Genomic DNA, 22,435 nt, shown 5'->3' on the forward strand with positions numbered 1-22,435 from the left:
GATGGGTGGTCAGCGATCGGTACCGCGGTCGATGAAGTCGAACATCTCCTCGTCGGTGGCCGAACCGAATGCCTCGTGCACAGCTGGGATCCGGTCTTCCTCCAGGTTCTCCGCCCCGTCGCCGGCGAGCTCGCGCAGGCGCTGCGCCGCCTTGGCCCGGTCCTGTTCGTCCAGCAGGGCGAGCATCGCCTCGAACCGGTCGATCTCGCCGAGCACGGACTCCCAGGAGACGGTGTGCTCGCGGCGCAGCAGGGTCCGCAGGTGGCGCCCGAGGGCGGCCGGGTTCGGGTGGCTGAAGACCAGCGTGGCCGGCAGGGCCAGCCCGGTCGCGGCGCGCAGCCGGTTGCGCACCGCGAGCGCGGTGAGCGAGTCGAAGCCGAGGTCCTTGAAGGCCGTCCCGGGGTCGATCTCCTCGGGGTCGGCGTGGCCGAGGACGGCGGCGGCGCCGGTCCGTACCAGGTCGACGAAGGCCTGCTCCTGCTCGTCCTCGGGCAGGTCCAGCAGGCGGGCGGCGACGGCGGGGCCGGACTCGGCCGGGCCGGCCGACGGGCCTCGCCGGCGGTCGGTCACCAGACCGGCGAGCAGTGGTGCCACGCCCCGGTCGCCGCGGCGCACGGCGGCGGTGTCGACGGCGAGCGGGGTGAGCGCGGCCTCCGGGCGGCCGAGCGCCTCGTCGAGCAGCGCCAGGGCTTCGCGTTCGCCGAGGGCCACCAGGCCGTCCGGGCGGGCGTCGCCCTCGTCGAAGGCTTCGGCGGAGGCGTCCGCCCACGGGCCCCAGGCGAGCGCGAGGCCGGGCAGCCCCCGGGCGCGCCGGTGCTGGGCCAGGGCGTCGAGGAAGGCGGCGCCCGCGGCCCGCCCGACCCGGTCCGGGTCGCCGGCCTGGCCGGCCCAGGAGCCGTGCAGGACGAAGGCGGCGAGATCGAGGTCCCGGGTCAGTTCGTGCAGGTGCCAGGCCCCGTCGACCATCGGGCGCAGCTCGGCCTCGGCGTCGTGCGTGCTGTCGGCGCCACCGGCGTGCGGGGCTTCGGCCGCGTGCACCACGGCGCGCAGCGGGTGCTCCGCCGGCACGGCGGCCAGCAGCGCGGCCAGGGCGTCCCGGTCCGCGGCGTCGCAGTCGGCGAGCTCGACGGCGGCGCCGAGCCCGGTCAGCTCCTCGGCCAGTGCGGCCGCTTGCGGCGCCGTGGGGCCGGGGTCGGCGAGCAGCAGGCGGCGCACGCCGTGGACGGCCACCAGGTGGCGGGCGGTGGCGGCGCCGAGGCGGCCGGCGGCGCCGGTCACCAGTACGGTGCCGTCCGCCGGCAGTCCCGGCGCGTCCGCGCCGACGGCGGGCGCCCGGCCGAGCACCGGTACCAGGACCTGTCCGGCCCGGACGGCGAACTCGCTCAGGCCCGCGTCCACGGCTGCCGCCAGGGCCTGCGGGGAGGCCTCGTGCCCGTCCAGGTCGGCGAGGACGATCCGCTCCCGGCCGGTCGAGCGCAGCAGCCCCCACAGGACGGCGGCGGCCGGGTCGGCGACGCGGTCGCCGGGTTCGGCGAGCACCGCGCCCCGGGTGACCAGGACCAGGCGGGTGCCCTCGAAGCGCCGGTCCGCCGCGTGCTCGCGCAGCAGCGCGAGCGCGGTGCGCACCCGGTCGCGGACGGCCCGCGGCAGCGGCTCCCCGTCCGCCGGGGCGTCCGGCAGCAGGGCGATCCGCGCCGGCACCGGCAGTCCGGCCGCCACCGCGGCGCCGAGGGCCGTCCAGTCGGTGTGGGCGCCGGCCGCGAGCTCGCGGGCGAGCGGGCCGGTGGCGCCCAGCACGGCCCAGGCCCCGCCGGGCGCCCCGGCGAGCGGCTGCTCCGGCGCCGCCCACTCCAGCCGGGTGAGCGCCGGGCGCTCCCGGCCCGCCGCGCGCAGTTCGGCGGCCGACCAGGAGCGCAGCCGGACGGACTCGATCGCCGCGACGGACCGCCCCTGCTCGTCGGCGAGGTGCACGGCCAGGGTGTCCGGGCCGGTGGCGCGCAGCGTGAGCCGGACGGCCGGCCGCGCCCCGGGCACGGCGGTGACGCCCTGCCAGGCGGACGGCAGGCGCACCTGGCCGTCGGCCGCGGGCTCGCCGGGGGCGAGGCCGAGCAGGGCCGCCTCCAGCAGCGCGGGGTGCAGGTCGTGGCGGGCGGTCTCCGCCTCGCCGCCGGTGTGGGCGGTCTCGGCGAACAGTTCCTCGCCGCGCTGCCAGGCGGCCCGCATCCCGGCGAAGGCCGCGCCGAGCCGCAGGCCGGTGCGGGCGAGCCGCTCGTAGGCGTCCGCGACGGGCAGCGGGGTCGCGCCGAGCGGCGGCCACTGCTCGGGGCCGGCGGCCGGCTGGTGGCCGCCGGGGGCCAGCGTGCCGGTGGCGTGCCGGGTCCAGGGGGCCTCGGCGGGCGCGTCCTCGGACCGCGAGTGCACGCCGACGGTACGGGCGCCGGTGCCGTCCGGCACCTCCAGGGCGACCTGGACCCGTACCCCGGCGGTCGCCGGCAGCACCAGCGGGGTGTGGACGGTGAGTTCCTCCAGCACCGGGCAGCCGCTCTCGCCGCCGGCCCGCAGCGCGAGGTCGACGAGGAGGCTGCCGGGCACGGCGGCGGAGCCGAGCGCGAGGTGGTCGGCCAGCCAGGGGTGCGCGGCGGTGGAGAGCCGCCCGGTGAAGACCGTCCCGGAGCCGTCGGCGAGGTCGACGCCGGCGCCGAGCACGGGGTGCTCGACCGCGGACTGCCCCCAGCCGGCGCCTCCGGAGCCGGTGGCGGTGGTGGGCTCGATCCAGTGGCGGCGGCGCCGGAAGGCGTAGCTGGGCAGGTCGACCCGCACCGCGCCGTCGTGGGCGAGCAGCCCCGGCCAGTCGACGTCCAGGCCGCGGGCGTGGGCGTCGGACAGGGCGGTGACCAGCCGGTCCGCGCCGCCGTCGCCCCGGCGCAGGGTGCCCAGCACCGCCGCGCCGACGCCGAGCCCGTCGAGGGTGTCGCCGACCGGCACCAGCAGGCCGGGGTGCGGGCTGCATTCGAGGAAGGCGTCGTGGCCGTCCGCCGCGGCGGCGCCGACCGCGCTCTCGAACAGGACGGTGCGGCGCATGTTCTCGAACCAGTAGGCGGCGTCCAGCGGGGTCGTGTCGTCCAGCAGCGCGCCGGTGACGGTGGAGTACATCGGGATGCGGCCCGGCAGCGGGCGCAGGTCCGCGAGCAGGCGGGTGATCTCCTCGCGGGCGGGCTCCATCTGCGCGGAGTGCGAGGCGTAGGCGGCCGGGACCCAGCGGGCGCGGGTGCCGGCCGCCTCGCAGCGGGCCGCGATCGCCGCCAGGGCGTCCGTGTCGCCGGAGAGCACCACACCGGTCGGGCTGTTGACGGCGCCGAGCGAGACCCGGTCGGCGGCGCCGGCCGCGTCGATCTCGGCGCGGGCCCGGTCCGGGGTCAGGGCCACCGCGAGCAGGCCGCCGTGGCAGGCGTCGACCGTCTGCACGGCCCGCACCCGCATCACCGCGACCCGGGCGGCGTCCGCCAGGGAGAGCCGGCCGGCCACGTACGCGGCGGCGGCCTCGCCCTGGGAATGGCCGATCACGGCGGCCGGGCGCACCCCACAGGACTCCCACCAGCGGGCGAGACCGACCATCACGGCGAACAGGACGGGGTGCAGCACCTCGACCCGGGCGAGCGTCCGCTCGGTGCGGGCGTCGGTGCCGCGCAGCACGTCGAGCAGCGACCAGCCGGTGACCAGCGGGTCGACGGCCTGCGCGCACTCGGCCACGGCCTGCGCGAACACCGGGCTGATGTCCAGGAGTTCGGCCGCCATGCCGAGCCACTGGGAGCCCTGGCCGGGGAAGACGAAGACCGGTCCGGGGCCGGAGACCAGGACGCCCGGAGCCGCCGCCTCCCCGTCGGCCAACTCTCCGAGGGAGGCGAGCAGTTCGGCGGCGTCGCGGCCGCGGGCCACCGCCCGGTGGTCGAAGGCGGCCCGGCCGGTGGCCAACGACCAGGCCACGTCGGCGGGTTCGGCCTCCGGGTGCCGCAGGAACCAGTCCCGCAGCCGGGCGGCCTGGGCGCGCAGCGCCTCGCCGGTGCGGGCGGACAGCGGCCACGGCACCACGCCGGCCACGCCCGGCGCCTGCGGGGCGGGGCTCCCAGCGGCCCGGTCGGGCGCCGGCTCCTCCTCGGGAGCCTGTTCGAGGACGATGTGCGCGTTGGTGCCGCTGACGCCGAAGGAGGAGACGGCGGCGCGGCGCGGGCGGCCGGTCTCCGGCCAGGCCCGGTGCTCGGTGGCCAGCGCGACGTGGCCGGAGGCCCAGTCGACGTGCGGGGTCGGCTCGTCGGCGTGCAGGGTGCGCGGCAGTTCGCCGTGGCGCAGGGCGAGCACCATCTTGAGCACGCCCGCGATGCCGGCGGCGGACTGGGTGTGGCCGATGTTGGACTTGATCGAGCCGAGCCAGAGCGGCCGGTCGGCGGTGTGCTCGCGGCCGTACACGGCGAGCAGGGCCTGCGCCTCGATCGGGTCGCCGAGCCGGGTGCCGGTGCCGTGCGCCTCGACCGCGTCGACGTCGGCCGGGGTGAGCCCGGCGTTGCCGAGGGCCTGGCGGATGACCCGCTGCTGGGACGGCCCGTTGGGGGCGGTGAGCCCGTTGGAGGCGCCGTCCTGGTTGGTCGCGGAGCCGCGCACGACGGCGAGGACGCGGTGCCCGCGGCGCCGGGCGTCGGAGAGCCGCTCGACGAGCACCAGGCCGACGCCCTCGCCCCAGCCGGTGCCGTCGGCCGCCGCCGCGAACGGCTTGCAGCGGCCGTCCGGCGCCAGTCCGCGCTGGCGGCTGAACTCGACGAAGGCGTGCGGCGAGGTGAGCACCGCGACGCCGCCGGCGAGGGCGAGGTCGCACTCTCCGGAGCGCAGCGCGCCGGCCGCGAGGTGCAGGGCGACCAGGGAGGAGGAGCAGGCGGTGTCGACGGTGACGGCCGGGCCCTCCAGGCCGAGCACGTAGGAGACCCGGCCGCTGATGACGCTGGTGGCGGTGCCGGTGAGCAGGTAGCCCTCCTGGCCCTCGGCCACCGCGCCCGAGGCGGTGTGGTAGTCCTGCGCCATCGCGCCGACGAACACCCCGGTGGCGGAGCCGCGCAGCGAGGTGGGATCGATGCCGGCGTGCTCGAAGGTCTCCCACGCCGTCTCCAGCAGGACGCGCTGCTGGGGGTCCATCGCGGCGGCCTCGCGCGGCGAGATGCCGAAGAACTCGGCGTCGAAGCCGACGGCGTCGTCGATGAAGCCGCCCTCGCGCACGTAGGACTTGCCGGGGCGGTCGGGGTCGGGGTCGAAGAGGGTGTCGAGGTTCCAGCCGCGGTCGCGCGGGAACGGCGTGATGGCGTCGGCGCCCTCGGCGAGCATCCGCCACAGGTCGTGCTCGTCGGCGACGCCGCCGGGGTAGCGGCAGCCCAGGCCGACGATCACCACCGGGTCGTCGGCGGCGCCGTCGGCGCGGGGCACGGGCAGGGCGGGCGCCGACTGCTCGGGTGAGCCGAGGAGTTCGGCGCCGAGGTGCTCGGCGAGGACCTCGGGGGTCGGGTGGTCGAAGACCAGGGTGACGGGCAGCCGCAGCCCGGTCGCGGCGGTGAGCCGGTTGCGCAGTTCGACGGCGGTGAGGGAGTCGAAGCCGAGCGCCTTGAACGGGCGTCCGCGCTCGATGGTCTCGGCGCCGGCGTGGCCGAGGACGGCCGCGGTCTCCTGGCGGACCAGGGTGGTGAGGGTCTGCTGGCGCCGGTCCTCGGGCAGCCGGGCCAGGCGCTGCGCGAAGGCGGCGGTGTCGGGGTCGGGGCCGGCGGCGGCCCGCCGGGGCCGGGAGCGGACCAGGTCGCGCAGCAGGGCGGGGACGCCGTCGGCCCCGCGCAGCGCGGCGAGGTCCAGACGGGCGAGCACCGCGGCCGGGTGGTCGGCGGCGCGCGCGGCGTCGTACAGCGCGAGCGCGTCGTCGGTCTCCAGGGCGGCGACGCCGGTGCGGGCGATGCGGTCGAGGTCGGCCCGGTCGAGGTGGCCGGTCATCCCGCTGGCCTGCGCCCACAGGCCCCAGGCCAGCGAGGTGGCGGCCAGGCCCCGGGAGCGGCGGTGCTGGGCGAGCGCGTCCAGGTAGGCGTTGGCGGCCGCGTAGTTGGCCTGTCCGGCGCCGCCGAAGGTGCCCGCCATCGAGGAGAAGAGCACGAACTCGGCCAGGTCCCGGCCGAGCGTCAGCTCGTGCAGGTTCCAGGCGGCGTCGGTCTTGGGGCGCAGCACCCGGCCGAGCTGTTCGGGGGTGAGCGCGTGCAGGGCGGCGTCGTCGATGGCGCCGGCCGCGTGCACCACGGCGGTCAGCGGGTGCCCGGGGTCGACGGTGGCGAGCAGGGCGGCCAGCGCGTCCCGGTCGGCGGCGTCGCAGGCCGCGATCCGCACCTCGGCGCCGAGGGCGGTGAGGTCGGCGGCGAGCTCGGCGGCGCCGTCGGCGGCCGGGCCGCGGCGGCTGGTCAGCAGCAGGTGCCGGGCGCCGTGCTCGGTGACGAGGTGGCGGGCGAGCAGGGCGCCGAGGGTGCCGGTGCCGCCGGTGATCAGGACGGTGCCGTGCGGGTCGGCGGCGGCGCCGGTGACGGTGGGCGGCAGGGTCAGCACGATCTTGCCGGTGTGCCGGGCCTGGCTCAGGTGGCGGAAGGCGGCGACGGCGTCGCGGACGTCCCAGGTGGTGACGGGCAGCGGGGCGAGCGTGCCGTCGGCGAACAGGGCGGCGAGTTCGGTCAGGATCTGCTGGATGCGGTCGGCGCCCGCGTCCATGAGGTCGAACGCCCGGTAGTCGGTGCCGGGGTGGGCGGCGGTCACCGCGTCGCGGTCGCGGATGTCGGTCTTGCCCATCTCCAGGAACCGGCCGCCGGGGCCGAGCAGGCGCAGCGAGGCGTCGACGTACTCCTGGGCGAGCGAGTTGAGCACGAGGTCGAAGCCCCGCCCGGCGCGGGCGGTGCGGAACCGCTCCTCGAAGTCGAGGTCCCGGGAGGAGGCGAGGTGCTCGTCGTCCAGCCCGAGGGCGCGCAGGACCGGCCACTTGGCGGGCGAGGCGGTGCCGTGGACGTCCAGGCCCCAGTGGCGGGCGAGTTGCAGGGCGGCCATGCCGACGCCGCCGCTCGCGGCGTGCAGCAGCAGCGACTCGCCCGGCCGGACCCGGCCGAGGTCGACCAGGCCGTAGTAGGCCGTGAGGTACACCACCGGCACGCTCGCCGCCTGCGGGTACGTCCAGCCGGCCGGGACGGGGGCGAGCAGGCGGCGGTCGGTCACCGCGAGCGGGCCGGTGCCGCCGGAGAACAGGCCCATGACGCGGTCGCCGGGGGCGAGGTCGTGGACCTCGGCGCCGACCTCGACCACCACGCCGGCGCCCTCGCCGCCGGGCGGCCGGGTGTCGGCCACCATGCCGAGGGCGACCACGACGTCGCGGAAGTTGAGGCCCGCGGCGCGCAGCGCGACCCGGACCTCGCCGGGGGCGAGCGGGCGGACACCGTCCTCGTGGGGCACCAGGGCCAGGCCGTCGACGGTCCCGGTGCCGGTCAGGTCGAGGCGCCAGGCGTCGGTTCCGGCGGGCACCGGGAGGCGCTCCGCCGGGCCGGTCCGGGTGAGCCGGGGCGCCGCCGCGGTGCCGGAGCGCAGGGCGAGCTGGGGCTCGCCGGTGGCCAGGGCCGCGCCGAGGGCGGTGTGGGAGTCGGGGTGCCGGTCGAGGTCGACCAGCACGATCCGGCCGGGGTGCTCGGTCTGCGCGGAGCGCACCAGGCCCCAGACCGCGGCCGCGCCGAGGTCCTCGACCGCTTCCCCGTACGGGCCGGGCACGGCGCCGCGGGTGAGCACCACCAGCATGGTGGCGGCGAACCGCTCGGTGGCGAGCCAGGACCGCAGGAACGCCAGCACCCGCCGGGTGGCGGTGTGGACGGCCTGCGGGCCGCCGTCGGTGGCGCAGGTGAGCGCGACGGCGTCGGGCAGCGGGGCGCCGGGGTCGAGCGCGGCCGGGTCGGCGAGCGTGGTGACGGTGGCGCCGGCCGCGCGCAGGTCCGCCGCGGCGCCGAGTTCGTCGGGCCCGGCCAGCACCCAGCTGCCGAGCGGGGCGGGCTGCGGCAGCGCCAGCGGCGGCCAGGCGACGGGGTGGAGGTCCTCGTCGGCGCCGGTGCGGGCGGGGGCGAGGCCGGCCGCGGTGAGCGGCCGGGAGAGCAGCGTGTCGACGGTGGCGACGGGGGCGCCGGCCGGGTCGGTCAGGGCGAGGGTGACGGCGTCCGGGCCGGTGCGGCCGAGCCGGACGCGCAGCGTGCGGGCGCCGACCGCGTACAGGCGTACGCCCGTCCAGGCGAACGGGAGGCCGACGCCCCGGCCCTCGCCGTCCGCGGCGTCGAGCGCCCCGGCGCTGTGCAGGGCGGCGTCGAGCAGCGCGGGGTGGAGCGCGAACCGCCCGGCGTCGTGGTCGTCCCCGGGCAGGGCGACCTCGGCGAGCAGGTCGCCGCCGTGCCGCCAGGCGGCGCGCACCGCGCGGAACAGCGGGCCGTACTGGTAGCCGGCGGCGGCCAGCCGCTCGTAGAGGCCGTCGGTGTCCAGCGGTTCGGCGCCGGCCGGCGGCCACGCCCCGTCGGCGGCGGCGGGCTCCTCGCCGGGCCGGGCGGGCGCGAGGACGCCGGCGGCGTGCCGGGTCCACGGGCCGGGCGCGGCGGTGTCGGGGCGCGCGTGCACGGTGAGCGCGCGGCGCCCGTCCTCGTCCGGGGCTTCGAGGTGGACCTGGAGCTGGACGGCCGCGCGCTCGCGCAGGGTCAGCGGCGCCTGAAGGGTGAGCTCCTCGATCACCGTGCAGTCCGCCGACTGCCCTGCCTGGAGGGCGAGTTCGACGATCGCCGTGCCGGGGATCAGCACCGTGCCGAGGACGGCGTGGTCGGCGAGCCAGGGATGGGTGGGCAGCGAGATCCGGCCGGTGAACAGGTGCCGGTCGTCCCCGGCCTGGGCGAGGGCGGCGCCGAGCAGCGGGTGGTCGGCGGAGCGCAGGCCGAGCCCTTCGGCGTCGGCGGCGGCCGGGGCGGGCTCCAGCCAGTAGCGCTCGCGCTGGAAGGCGTAGGTGGGCAGGTCGGTGCGCGACGGTGTGCGGTGCGCGTGCAGCGCCGCCCAGTCGACGGGCACACCGCGCACGGACAGGGCGGCCGCCGCGGTCAGCAGGCGGTGCAGGGTGTCCGCGTCGCGCTGGAGCGAGCCGACGACCAGGGCGTCCGTCCCGGCCTCCTCGGCGGTCTGCTCGACCGCCGGGGCCATCACCGGGTGCGGGCTGGTCTCGACCAGCGTCGTGTACCCGTCGCGCAGCAGCGCGCGGGTGGCCCGCTCGAAGGCGACGGTCTCGCGCAGGTTGCGGTACCAGTACTCGGCGTCCAGCGCCGTGCCGTCGATCGGCTCGCCGGTGACGGTCGAGTAGAACGCCACCGCCGGGGTCGGCCTCGGGGCGATGTCGCCGATGCCGGAGAGGAGTTCGTCGCGGACGGCCTCGACGGCGGCGGAGTGCGCGGCGTAGTCGACCGGCAGCCGGCGGGTGCGCAGGCCCTGAGCCCCGCACCGCCCGGCCAGCTCGTCGAGGGCGGCGGCGTCGCCGGAGACGACCACCGCGCCGGGTCCGTTGACGGCCGCGATGCCGAGCCGCCCGGCCAGGTCGGCGATCAGCTCCTCGGCCTGTCCGGCCGCCGCGGCCAGCGACATCATGCCGCCGCCGCCCGCGATGGCGCGCAGGGCCCGGCTGCGCAGGGCGACGATCCGGGCGGCCTCCTCCAGGGTGAGCGCGCCGGCCACCTGGGCGGCGGCGATCTCGCCCTGGGAGTGGCCGACGACGGCGGCCGGTTCGACGCCGAGCGAGCGCCACACCGCGGCGACGGACACCATGACGGCGAACAGCGCGGGCTGGACGACGTCGACGCGTTCCAGCGAGGCGGCCCCGGGGCGCCGCAGCAGCACGTCGAGCAGCGACCAGTCGGTGTGCGGGGCGAGGGCGGCGTCGCAGGCGCGGATGTGCTCGGCGAACACCGGGGACCGGTCCAGCAGTCGGGCGCCCATGCCGGCCCACTGCGAGCCCTGCCCGCCGAACACGAAGACCGTCCGGCCGGGCTGCCCGGCGGCGCCGGTGACGAGCCCGGGGTGTGCCTCGCCGGCGCTCAACGCGTCGAGTCCGGCGAGGAGTTCGGCCGGTTCGGCGGCGACGATCACGGCGCGGTGGTCGAGCGCGGCGCGGGTGGTGGCCAGCGCGTGGGCGGTGTCGGCGGGCCGGGCGGCGGGGTGCGCCGCCAGGTGGGCGCGGAGCCGGCCGGCCTGCTCGCGCAGGGCGGCCGGGGTCGCGCCGGACAGCGGCCAGACCAGCGCGGACGGCTCCGGCTCCGGCTCGGGGAGCGGGGCCGCGGCCTCCTCGGCCGGATCGCCCTGTTCCAGGATCACGTGCGCGTTGGTGCCGCTGACCCCGAAGGAGGACACCCCGGCCCGGCGGGGCCGGCCGGCCTGCGGCCAGGGCGCCGGCTCGGTGAGCAGCGAGACGGCGCCGGACGCCCAGTCCACGTGCGGGGTGGGCGCGTCCACGTGCACGGTGGCGGGCAGTTCGCCGTGCCGCATCGCCATGATCATCTTGATCACGCCGGCCACCCCCGCGGCGGCCTGGGTGTGGCCGAGGTTCGACTTCACCGAGCCGAGGCGCAGCGGCCGCTCGGCCGGCCGGTCCTGGCCGTAGGTGGCGAGCAGCGCGTGCGCCTCGATCGGGTCGCCGAGGGCGGTGCCGGTGCCGTGCGCCTCGACCGCGTCGACCTCGGCCGGGGCGAGCCCGGCCTGGGCGAGGGCGTCGCGGATCACCCGCTCCTGGGCGAGGCCGTTGGGGGCGGAGAGGCCGTTGCTCGCGCCGTCCTGGTTGACGGCGCTGCCCCGGACCACCGCGAGGACGGGGTGGCCGTTGCGCCGCGCGTCGGAGAGCCGCTCGACCAGCAGCAGGCCCACGCCCTCCGACCAGGCCGTGCCGTCGGCGCCGGCCGCGAAGGACTTGCAGCGCCCGTCCGGGGCCAGGCCCCGCTGGCGGGAGAACTCGACGAAGGTCGCCGGGCTCGACATCACCGTCACCCCGCCGGCCAGGGCGAGGTCGCACTCCCCCCGGCGCAGCGCCTGGCAGGCCAGGTGCAGCGCGACCAGCGAGGAGGAGCAGGCGGTGTCGACCGTCACCGCCGGGCCCTCCAGGCCCAGGGTGTAGGCGACGCGCCCGGAGGCGATGCTGCCGGCGCTGCCGTTGCCGAGGTAGCCGTCGACGCCCTCGGGGACGGCGGCCAGCCGGGACGCGTAGTCGGCGTACATCAGGCCGGCGAAGACCCCGGTGCGGCTGCCGCGCAGCGAGCGCGGGTCGATGGCCGCCCGCTCGATCGCCTCCCAGGAGGCCTCCAGCAGCAGGCGCTGCTGCGGGTCCATGGCCAGCGCCTCGCGCGGGCTGATCCCGAAGAACCCGGGGTCGAAGCGGTCGGCGTCGTACAGGAACCCGCCCTCGCGGACGTACGAGGTGCCGGGGTGGTCCGGGTCGGGGTGGAACAGGTTCTCGACGTCCCAGCCGCGGTTGTCGGGGAAGGCCGCGATGGCGTCGGAGCCCTCGTGCACCAGCCGCCAGAGGTCCTCCGGGCTCGCCACCCCGCCGGGGTAGCGGCAGCCGGCGGCGACGATCGCGATCGGCTCGTCGACCACCCGGGCCGGGGCGGCGGCGCGCGGGCGGCGCGGCGCGTCGAGCAGTTCGGCGCGCAGGTGCCGACCGAGGGCGCCGGCGGACGGGTGGTCGAACAGCACGGTGGCGGGCAGCCGCAGGCCGACCGCGCCGTTCAGCCGGTTGCGCAGTTCGAGCGCGGCGAGCGAGTCGAGGCCCAGCTCGCTGAACGCGCGGTCCGGGTCGATCGCCCCGCCGTCCGGGTGTCCGAGGACGGCGGCGGCGTGGGTGCGCACCAGGTCGACCAGCTGCCGTTCCTGCTCGGCCGCCGGGGCGGCGGCCAGCCGGCGGACCAGGGCGCGGCCGGTGCCGGGGCCAGGGCGGGCGGCCCCGGGCCGGCGGGCGGCCAGACCGGCCAGGACGGGCGGCAGGTCGTCCCCGTCGAGGCGGGCCGGGTCGAGCCGGACCGGCGCCAGGACGGCCTCCGGCCGGGCCAGCGCCGCGTCGAACAGGGCGAGGCCGAGCCCGGCGTCCAGCGGCTCGACCCCGGAGCGGGCCATCCGCTGCCGGTCGGTCGCGCCGAGACCGGCGGTGAGCGCGCTGTCCTGCTCCCACAGGCCCCACTGCAGCGAGACGGCGGGCAGGCCGAGGGAGCGGCGGCGCTGCGCGAGCGCGTCGAGCACCAGGTTGGCGGCGGAGTAGGCGGCCTGCCCCGGGTTGCCGGTGAGGCCGGCGGCCGAGGAGAACAGCACGAACGCCCGCAGGTCCAGACCGGCCGTCAGCTCGTGCAGGTGCAACGCCGCGTCGGCCTTGGGCCGCAGGACGCGCGTCACCCGCTCGGGGGTCAGCGCCGGGAGCAGGCCGTCGTCGACCACGGCCGCCAGGTGGACCACCGCGGTGAGCGGGTGCTCGGCCGGGACGGCCGCGAGGACCCGCGCCAGCTCGGCGCGGTCGGCGACGTCGCAGGCGGCGAAGCCGGCCTGGGCACCGGCCGCGGCGAGTTCGTCCCCCAGCTCCCGCGCCCCGGGGGCGTCGGCGCCGCGCCGGGACACCAGCAGCAGATGCCGCACGCCGTGCGCCGCGACGAGGTGTCGGGCCACCAGGGCGCCCAGGGCTCCGGTGCCGCCGGTGACCAGCACAGTGCCGCCGTCCGCGAGCTCCGGCGGGGTGGGGGCGGCCGGGAGGGCCGGCGCCCGGCGCAGCCGGGGCACCAGCAGGGCCGCGCCGCGCAGCGCCGCCTCGGGCAGGGCGCCGGCCGCGGCAATCGCGTCGAGCCGGGCGTCGGCGGGGTCGGTGCCGTCCGGCCGCCCGGCACCCGCCGCCAGGTCGAGACCCGCCTCCAGGTCGAGGAGGGCGAAGCGGTCGGGGTGCTCCGAGCGCGCGGCCCGGATCAGGCCCCACACCGCGGCGGCGGCCGGGTCGGGCAGCTCGGTGCTGTTCACGGCGAGCGCGCCGCGGGTCGTGACCACCAGGCGCGCGGCGGCGAACCGCTCCTGCGCGAGCCAGGTCTGCGCGACGGCGAGCGCCTCGTGCACGGCGGCCCGGACGGCCTCCGGCCCGGTGGTGGGATCGGCGGCGGGTTCGGTGGCCGGGTCCTGGCCGGACCGGGGGGCGAGCAGGACCGCGTCGGGCAGCGGCGCGCCCGCGTCGACCGCCGCGGCGAGCGCGGCGAGGTCCGGGTACCGGGGGGCGGCGAACCGTGCCGCGAACGCGGCCGGCTCCGGGTCGCTCCCGCCGCCCACGACCGCCCAGCGCGTGGGCGGTTCGACGGCCGGGGCCTGGGCCCAGTCCAGGTCGAAGAGGTGTTCGGTGGCGGGCGCCGCGGCCGTCGGCAACTGGTCCCGGGAGAGCGCGCGCACCGTCAGGCCCTCGACCGAGAGGACGGCCCGGCCGTCCACGGCCACCGCCGCGACGGCGATCGTGTCGGCGTCCAGCGGCAGCAGGCGCACCCGCAGCGCCCGGACGCCGCCCGCGTGCAGCCGCACACCGCGCCAGGAGAACGGCAGCCTCACCCGGGTGCCGAGGTCCTCGGCCCCCTCGGTCGCCGCCGGGGTCAGCCCGAGCGGGTGCAGGGCGGCGTCGATCAGGGCCGGGTGCAGCCCGAACCGGCCGCCGGCCGCCTCCTCGGGGAGGACGATCTCCGCGAACAGCTCGGAACCGCGCTGCCAGGCCGCCCGCAGCCCGTGGAAGGACGGGCCGTAGCGCACCCCGGCGTCGGCCGCGTCGGCGTACAGCTCGTCCACCTCGACCGGTACCGCGCCGGCCGGCGGCCAGACGGCGAGCGCCTGCTGCTCCGGGGTGCCCTCGGCGTCCTCGGCGTCCTGGTCCGGGGCCAGCGCGCCGGTGGCGTGCAGCGTCCAGGCACCGTCCGGCCCGCCGGCTCCTTCGGTCCGCTCGGGGCGGGCGTGCACGGTGACCGGCCGCAGGCCGGACGCGTCGGGCGCGCCGACGGTGACCTGGACCTGCACTCCCCCGGTCCTCGGCACGGCCAACGGCGCCACCAGTGTCAGTTCGTCCACACGTGCGCAGCCGAGCCGGGCGCCGGAGTGCAGCGCGAGTTCGAGGAAGGCCGCCCCGGGCACCAACACGGTGTCGAGCACCGTATGGTCGGCGAGCCACGGATGGGTGTCGAGCGAGAGGCGCCCGGTGAACAGCACGCCGTCGCCGTCCGCGAGGCCCACCACCGCGCCCAGCAGCGGGTGGTCCACCGCCCCCTGCCCCAGGCCGGCGGCGTCGCCCGCGCCGGTGCCGGCGTCGAGCCAGAAACGCTGCCGCTCGAACGCGTACGTCGGCAACTCGCCGACGCGGCGGCGGGCGGTGGCCGCGTCGACACCCGTCACCGCCGTCCAGTCGACCGCTCCGCCGCGGACGAACAGCCGGGCCAGCGCCGTCCGGAGGGCGACGGCCCGGTCGCGGCCCCGCTGTTGGACGGGGACGGCGGCGGTGTCGGTCCCGGCCGTGCACTCCACGACCATCGGCGTCAGCGCCGCCTCCGGACCCAGTTCCACGAACACCGAGGCGCCCTCGGCCCTCGCCGAGGCGACCGCGTCCGCGAAACGCACCGGCTCGCAGACCTGACGCACCCAGTACTCCGGGTCACGGACCTCCGCAGCCGTCGCCATCCGGCCCGTCACGTCCGAGGCCAACGGGATCGACGGCTCCGCGAGCGTGATGCCCGCGACGACCTCGCGCAGCTGCGCGACCACCGGCTCCATCAACACCGAATGGAACGCGTGCGACACCGCGAGCCGCGAGGACCGCCACCCCCGCTCCCCGCACAACGCCCGGACCGCCTCCACGGCTTCGGCCTCACCCGACACCACCACCGACGCCGGACCGTTCACCGCCGCCACCCCCACCACACCAACACCACTCTCGGCCAGCAGCGCCACCACCTGCGCCTCACTCGCCCCCACCGCCAACATCGCCCCACCCGACGGCAGCTCCCCCATCAACCGGGCCCGCGCCGCCACCAACGCCACCGCACCCTCCAACGAGAACACCCCGGCCACATACGCCGCCACGATCCCGCCCAACGAATGCCCCAACACCACCTCCGGCACCCCGACCCAGGAACGCCACAACCGGTACAACGCCACCTCGAACGCGAACAGGACCGGCTGCACCACCCCCGTGCCGTCCGCGCCCCCGGCCTCCCCCAGCAACACCTCCCGCACCGAGAACGGCACCACCCCCTCGAACGCCCCACACACCTCGTCCACCGCCGCCGCGAACACCGGGAACACGTCGTACAACTCACGCCCCACACCCCGGCAGCCCACCCCCTGACCCGTGAACACCAACGCCGTCCGCCCCGCACCACGCACCACGGCACCGGTCACCACATTGGCAGGCTCGGACTCGCCCGCCGCCAACGCCGCCAGGCCCGCCGACAGTTCGGTGGCGTCCCGGCCGAGGACCACCGCGCGGTGCGCCATGGCCGTCCGCCCCGAGGCCAGTACGGCCGCGACGTCGGCGAGTTGGGCCTCCGGGTGCTCGCGGGCCCAGTCGCGCAGCCGGGCGGCCTGGGAACGCAACCCGCTCTCGGTGCGCGCGGAGACCACCCATGCGGCGGGCGAGTCCTGCTCCGGAAGGGTGTCCTGGCCCACCGACTCCGGGGCCTGTTCGATGATCACGTGCGCGTTGGTGCCGCTGATCCCGAACGAGGACACCCCGGCCCGACGCGGCCGCCCCGTCTCCGGCCACTCCACCGCCTCCGCCAGCAGCTCGACCGCGCCCACCGACCAGTCCACATGCGGCGACGGCGCGTCCACATGCAGCGACTTCGGCAGCACCCCGTGCCGCAGCGCCATCACCATCTTGATCACACCCGCCACACCCGCCGCCGCCTGGGTGTGCCCGATGTTCGACTTCACCGAACCGAGCCGCAGCGGACGGTCCTCGGGGCGGTCCTGGCCGTAGGTGGCCAGTAGCGCCTGTGCCTCGATCGGGTCACCCAGCGTCGTGCCCGTACCGTGCGCCTCCACCGCGTCGACGTCCGCCGGAGCCAGTCCCCCGCTCGCCAACGCCGCCCGGATCACCCGCTCCTGCGAGGGACCGTTCGGCGCCGTCAGACCGTTGGACGCCCCGTCCTGGTTCACCGCACTGCCCCGCACCACCGCGAGAACGGGGTGCCCGTTGCGCACCGCGTCCGACAGCCGCTCGACCAGCAACAGGCCCACGCCCTCGCCCCAGCCGGTCCCGTCCGCCGCCGCCGCGAACGGCTTGCACCGGCCGTCCGCCGCCAGCCCGCGCTGGCGGGCGAAGTCGACGAAGACGGCGGGTGTCGACATCACGGTGACGCCGCCGGCGAGCGCCAGGTCGCACTCACCGGCGCGCAGCGCCTGGCAGGCCAGGTGCAGCGTGACCAGCGAGGACGAGCAGGCCGTGTCGACGGTCACCGCCGGCCCTTCGAGGCCCAGCGCGTAGGCCACCCGGCCCGAGGCGACGCTCCCGACGTTGCCGTTGCCGAGGTAGCCCTCCAACTCGTCCGGCACCCGGTTCAGCCGGGTCGCGTAGTCGTAGTAGATCGCACCCGCGAACACGCCGGTGCGGCTGCCGCGCAGCGACTCCGGGTCGATGCCCGCGTGCTCGACGGTCTCCCAGGAGGCTTCCAGCAGCAGCCGCTGCTGCGGGTCCATCGCCAGCGCCTCGCGCGGCGAGATCCCGAAGAACTCGGCGTCGAACTCGGCGGCGGCGTCGACGAATCCGCCGGTCCGCACGTAGGTGCTGCCCGGGCGCGAGGGGTCGAGGTCGAAGATCCGGTCGATGTCCCAGCCCCGGTCGGCGGGGAAGTCGGTGAGTGCGTCGACACCGCCGGCGACCAGGTCCCACAGCTCCTGCGGGGAGGTCACACCGCCCGGCAGCCGGCAGCCCATGCCGACGATGGCGATCGGCTCGTCCGAAGCCACCGGCACGGGCCGGGCGGACACGCCCGCCGGGGTCGCGCCGTCGGCCAGCAGGTCGGCCAGGCGGCCGGCCAGCAGCCTCGGGGTCGGGTAGTCGAAGACGAGCGTCGCGGGCAGGCGCAGGCCGACGGCGCCGCTCAGCCGGTTGCGCAGTTCGAGCCCGGTGAGCGAGTCGAAACCCAGCTCGCGGAACGCGCGGCTATCCTCGATGCCGTCCTCGTCACCGTGTCCGAGCACGGCGGCGGCGTGGGTGCACACGGTCCGCAGCAGCAGGTGCCGACGCTCGGCCGCCGGCAGGCCGGCCAGGCGGGCCGTCAGGGCGCCCGACCGCGTCCTTCCGCCGGCCGCGGCGCCACGGCGGCGGGGCACCCGGGCGAGCTCGCGCAGCAGCGCGGGCAGCGCGTCGGCGTCGGCGCGGCGCAGCACGGCGAGGTCCATCCGGACCGGCATGAGGACGGGCTCGGCACGGTTGGTCGCCGCTTCGAGGAGCGCGCAGCCCTGCTCGGCGGAGAGCGGCAGGACGCCGAGGCTCGTCATCCGCCGCCGGTCGGCCGTGCCGAGTCCTGCGGTCATCTCGCTGCCGTCGGCCCACCAGCCCCAGGCGAGCGAGGTCGCGGGCAGGCCGTGGGCTCGGCGGTGGCGGGCGAGGGCGTCGAGGTAGGCGTTGGCGGCGGCGTAGTTGCTCTGCCCGGGGTTGCCGATCAGGCCGGCGGCCGAGGAGAACAGGACGAAGGCGTTCAGGTCCAGATCACGGGTGGCCCGGTGCAGGTTCCAGGCGGCGTCGGCCTTGGGGCGCAGCACGGCGGCCAGCCGTTCGGGCGTCATGGCCTGGACCACCCCGTCGTCGAGCACGCCGGCCGCGTGGACAACGGCGGTCAGCGGGTGCTCGGCGGGGATCGCGGCGAGCACCCGGGCGAGGGCCTCGCGGTCGGCCGCGTCGCAGGCCTCGATGCGCACGTCGGCGCCCAGCTCGGCGAGTTCGGCGGCCAGCTCGGCCGCACCGGGCGCGTCCGCACCGCGCCGACTGAGCAGCAGCAGCCGGCGCACGCCGCGCTCGGCGACCAGGTGGCGGGCCAGCAGGGCCCCGAGGGTACCGGTGCCGCCGGTGATCAGGACGGTGCCCTCGGGCGCGGGTGTGAAGCCGGTGTCCTCGGGGCGGGCGGCGGCCCGGACCAGGCCGGGGAGGAACGCGGCGCCACGGCGCAGCGCGAGCTGGCTCTCGCCCGAGGCGGCCTGCGCGAGCACGGCCTCCTCGGAGGTGTCGGCGTCGGCGTCGACCAGCACGAAGCGCCCGGGGTGCTCGGCCTGCGCGGAGCGGACCAGCCCCCAGACGGCGGCCGAGGCGAGGTCGGCGATCTGTTCGCCCCCGTCGACCGCGACCGCGCCGGTGGTCAGCAGGACGAGACGGGTGTCGGCGGTCCGGGGGTCGGCCAGCCAGCGGCCCAGGAGGTCGAGGACGCGCGCGGTGAGCTCGTGCGCCCACGCGGGTTCCGGGCCGTCGGCGGAGGGCACGCGCACGAGGACGGCCTCCGGGAGCCGGGCCTCGGGGTCGTCGAGGAGCGCGGGGGCGTCGTCCAGGGCGACGGCCGTGCCGGACCCCGTTCCGGACGCGAACTCCGTCTCCTTCCAGTGGAGTTCGAACAGGGAGTCGCGGAGCGGCGCGTCGGCGGTCCGCAGCAGCTCGGCGGAGACGGGCCGGACGGCCACCGAGCCGATGGAGACGACCGCCCGGCCGTCCTCGTCGTGGGCGCTCAGCGAGATCCCGCCGGCCGCGCCCGCCGTCAGCCGCACGCGCAGAGCGCGGCCGTGGCGGGTGTCCAGCCGGACCGCCGTCCAGGAGAACGGCAGGCCGGCCTGGAGGGGCGCGTCCGGGTCGTCCCGGACCAGCATCGGGTGCATGGCGGCGTCGAGCAGGGCCGGGTGCAGCGCGAAGCGCTCGGCGTCGGCGCTGCCCTCCTCGGGGAGTTCGACCTCGGCGAACAGTTCGGTGCCGCGCCGCCAGACCTGCCGAAGGCCCTGGAACAGCGGGCCGTAGTCGAAGCCCGCCGCCGCCGCGCGCTCGTAGAGGTCGTCCGCATCGACCGGCCGGGCGCCTGGCGGGGGCCACTGCTCGGGAGCCGCCTCGCCGACCGGGACCTCGACCTGAGCTTCGGCCGGGGCTTCGGGGGCGGCGGCGAGCAGGCCGGCCGCGTGTCGGGTCCAGGGCTGGTCGGCAGGCGCGTTCTCCGGCCGGGAGTGGATGCCGATCGCACGGGCGCCGGCCTCGTCCGGGTCCTCGATGGTGACCTGGATCCGCACGCCCTCGGTATCGGACAGCACGAGCGGGGTGTGCAGGGTGAGTTCGTCGATCACCGGGCAGCCGGCCTCGGCCCCTGCACGGAGGGCGAGTTCGAGGAAGGCCGTGCCCGGGACGATGACCGTGCCGAGCACGGCGTGGTCGGCGAGCCACGGGTGGGTGGCGGTGGAGAACCTGCCGGTCAGGACCGTCCCGGAGCCGTCGGCCAACTCGACGGCGGCGCCCAGCACCGGGTGCTCCACGGCCGACTGGCCCCAGCCGGCGCCTACGCCGTCCGTGGGGTCGGGCTCGGCCCAGTAGCGGCGGTGTTGGAAGGCGTAGGTCGGCAGATCGACGTGCCGCCCGGCGGGGAGCAGGGTGGTCCAGTCGACGGGCAGGCCCGCGACGAAGGCCGCCGACAACGCCGTCACCAGACGCGCGGGACCACCCTCGCCACGGCGCAGGGTCTCCAGCACCGCAGCGTCCGGGACATCCTCCAGCTGGTCCGCAACCGGGACGACCAGCCCGGGGTGCGGACTGCACTCGACGAACAGCGTGTGCCCGGCGGCGACCGCAGACCGCACCGCCGCATCCAACCGGACGGTGCCGCGCAGGTTGTCGAACCAGTACGAACCCGCCAGCTGGTCCGGCGAGTCGACAGCTTCGCCGGTCACCGTCGAGAACATCGGCACCCGGCCGGCCAACGGCCGCACACCCGAGGACAGTTCGACGACCTCGTCGCGCACCGCGTCCATGTACGCCGAATGCGAGGCGTAGTCGACCGGAATCCAGCGTGCCCGCACGCCGTCGCGTTCACACCGCTCCACCACGGCGGTCAGCGCCTCGATCTCCCCGGACAGCACCACACTCGACGGCCCGTTCACCGCCGCCAACGACAACCGCCCGTCCTCGGCGACGAGTTCGGCGGCACGCTCCGCGTTGACGCCGACCGACAGCATCCCGCCGCCCGTCACCCCGCGCAGCGCCCGGCTGCGCAACACCACCACGCGAACCGCGTCCTCCAGGGACAGCAGCCCCGCCACGTGCGCGGCGGCGATCTCGCCCTGCGAATGCCCGATCACCGCCGCCGGCCGCACCCCGCACGACTCCCACCACCGCGCCAGACCCACCATCACCGCGAACAGCACGGGCTGCACCACATCCACGCGATCCAGCAACGCGCCCGAACCGTCGCGCAGCACCTCCAGCAGCGACCAGTCCGTCAGCGGGTCCATCACCCCCGCACACTCCCCGACTGCCGCCGCGAACACCGGTGACGCGTCCAGAAGTTCGACAGCCATCCCCGCCCACTGCGACCCCTGACCCGGGAACACGAACACCGCACCCGACGCACCCGCCACCGCAGCCGACTCACCCCCGGCCACCTCACCCAACCGGTCGACCAGTTCAGCCACCGACCCGCCGGCCACCACCGCCCGGTGCTCGAACACCGCCCGACCCGTCACCAGCGACCGGCCGACATCCACCGGGTCGACGCCGGGATGCGCCACCGCCCACTCCCGCAGCCGCTCCACCTGCTCCCGCAGCGCCGCAGCCGACCGCGCCGACAGCACCCACGGCACCACCCCGCCGACCGCCTCGGCCGCCGCCGGGGCCTCCGCCTCCGCCGCCTCCTCCAACACCACATGCGCATTGGTGCCGCTCGCGCCGAACGACGAGACGGCGGCCCGGCGCGGGCGCTCCGAGCGTGGCCAGGCCACCGGCTCGGTCAGGAGCCGGACGTTGCCGGTCTCCCAGTCGATGTGCGGCGAGGGGGCGTCGATGTGCAGGGTGCGCGGCAGTTCCTGGTGCCGCAGCGCCATCACCGTCTTGATCACACCCGCCACACCCGCCGCCGCCTGGGTGTGCCCGATGTTCGACTTCACCGAACCCAGCCAGAGCGGCCGGTCCTCCGGACGGCCCCGCCCGTACGTCGCCAGCAGCGCCTGCGCCTCGATCGGGTCACCCAGCGGAGTGCCGGTGCCGTGCGCCTCCACCGTGTCCACGTCGCGCGCGGCCAGGCCGGCGGCCTCCAGGGCCTGACGGATCACCCGCTCCTGCGACGGGCCGTTCGGCGCCGTCAATCCGTTGCTCGCCCCGTCCTGGTTCACCGCACTGCCCCGCACCACCGCGAGCACGGGGTGTCCGTTGCGGCGCGCGTCCGAGAGGCGCTCGACCACCAGCAGGCCCGCCCCGTCCGCCGGGCTGAAGCCGTCGGCCGCCGCCGAGAACGGCTTGCAGCGGCCGTCCGGGGCGAGGCCGCGCTGTCGGCTGAAGTTGACGAACGTCTCCGGGGTGCACATCACGGTGGCGCCGCCGGCGAGCGCGAGGTCGCACTCCCCCGAGCGCAGTGCGCCGACCGCCAGGTGCAGCGCGACCAGCGCCGAGGAGCACGCCGTGTCCACCGTCACCGCCGGCCCCTCCAGACCGAGGACGTAGGACACCCGGCCGGCGAGCAGGCTGGCGGCGTTGGCCATGCCCAGCGTTCCGTCCCGGCCCTTGGCCGTCCGGGCGAGGACGGTGGTGTAGTCGAGCCAGTTGATCCCGGTGTACACCCCGGTGCGACTGCCGCGCAGGGTGCCCGGATCGATGCCGGTGCGCTCGACGGCCTCCCAGGAGATCTCCAGCAGCAGGCGCTGCTGCGGGTCCATCGCCAGCGCCTCGCGCGGCGAGATCCCGAAGAAGCCGGCGTCGAAGTCGGCGGCGTCGTAGAGGAATCCGCCCTCGCGGACGTACGCCGTACCGGGGGCGTCGGGGTCGGGGTCGTACAGGGCCTCCAGGTCCCAGCCCCGGTCGGTCGGGAAGGCGCCGATCGCGTCGCCGCCGCCCGCCACGAACTCCCACAGCTGCTCCGGCGTCGACAGCCCGCCCGGGAAGCGACAGGCCATGCCCACGATCGCGATCGGCTCGCGGCCCTGCTCCTCCAGCTCCCGTACCCGCCGGTGCGCGTCCCGCGCGTCGGCGACGGCCCGCTTGAGGTAGGCCCGCAGCTTCTCTTCCGACTCGGCCACTTCTACTCCGACTCCTCGATCGAACGGTCGTTGTCGCTGGTCTGGTGCTGGTTCTGGTGCTGGTACGGCGGTGGACCCGGGATCCGCG

At 77.3% G+C, this 22,435-nt stretch carries 1 protein-coding gene; it reads right to left on the reverse strand.

Going from position 1 to position 22,435, the window contains the following annotated elements; all coding sequences use genetic code 11:
- Nucleotides 1–9 precede the first annotated feature (9 nt).
- Nucleotides 10–22,347: an SDR family NAD(P)-dependent oxidoreductase gene (locus ACFCLZ_RS05185; RefSeq protein WP_380283483.1), complete on the reverse strand. Its 22,338-nt coding sequence runs from the start codon at nt 22,345–22,347 to the stop codon at nt 10–12.
- Nucleotides 22,348–22,435 lie beyond the last annotated feature (88 nt).

The sequence above is a fragment of the Kitasatospora purpeofusca genome (genome assembly GCF_042691725.1).
GTDB classification, from domain to species: domain Bacteria; phylum Actinomycetota; class Actinomycetes; order Streptomycetales; family Streptomycetaceae; genus Kitasatospora; species Kitasatospora purpeofusca_B.